This window comes from Candidatus Thiosymbion oneisti (assembly GCF_900092655.1).
GTDB lineage: Bacteria > Pseudomonadota > Gammaproteobacteria > Chromatiales > Chromatiaceae > Thiosymbion > Thiosymbion oneisti.
Genome location: NZ_FLUY01001462.1, coordinates 1 through 671, shown reverse-complemented (window position 1 = coordinate 671; position 671 = coordinate 1). Strand labels below are relative to the sequence as shown.

The 671-nt window shown below is 46.5% G+C and carries 1 pseudogene; it reads left to right on the top strand.

Annotation, left to right across the window (positions count from 1 at the left end):
* Positions 1-167: 167 nt before the first annotated feature.
* A pseudogene (locus BQ17_RS15130) lies at positions 168-329 on the top strand (IS1595 family transposase); the annotation flags it as partial.
* Between the last annotated feature and the right edge of the window lie 342 nt (positions 330-671).

The following is a 671-nucleotide window of genomic DNA, read 5'->3' as shown; positions in this document are numbered from 1 at the left end:
GACGCGTAGCTGCCTGTGCTCGCGGACCTGCGCCCGATTCGGCGTAATCCGCTTCAGCCATTGTTTCACACCGCTCCCTCGGTGGGTAGTCCTGAAATCTATAGGATAGAGCGCGAGGCTGCGCTAGACTTTGCCTGCCCTGTCATCCTATATATTGCAGCACTACCGAATCGTTTTGGTCTTATGCTAAACAGAGGCTTGCAAAGTTTAATAGTGTTCCCAGACAAACGTTTCATCTACACCTCAAGGAATGTGAATTCAGATTTAATCATCGAGCGGAAAATCTCTATGATACAATACTAACTCTGCTGAGAGAAAACCCACTCTAAACTTATCTAGACCCAACACTACCATCTAGACCCTACTGTTTGTTAACTATCCTACATTCTACTTAGTATCTGTCTGGCACTGAAAGGAGTCTCAGTCTCAGTCCTCAATTCGATCCTGGCTTGTCTACTTTCCGGCGAAACAGGCACCGGTACTATCGTTTGTACGTGGGTATCGAATACTCGCAAACTTCCCAAAAGATGCATACCTTTCTGATACTGATCCGAAAGATCAGTTGTTAACCGCAATTCTAAGGACTGATCTTTCAATCAACCACCACCAACTGGAAGTTGGTGGTATGAGGGGTCGGCTGAAGCCGATGTCAAGCTAAAGCTACTCGAGAC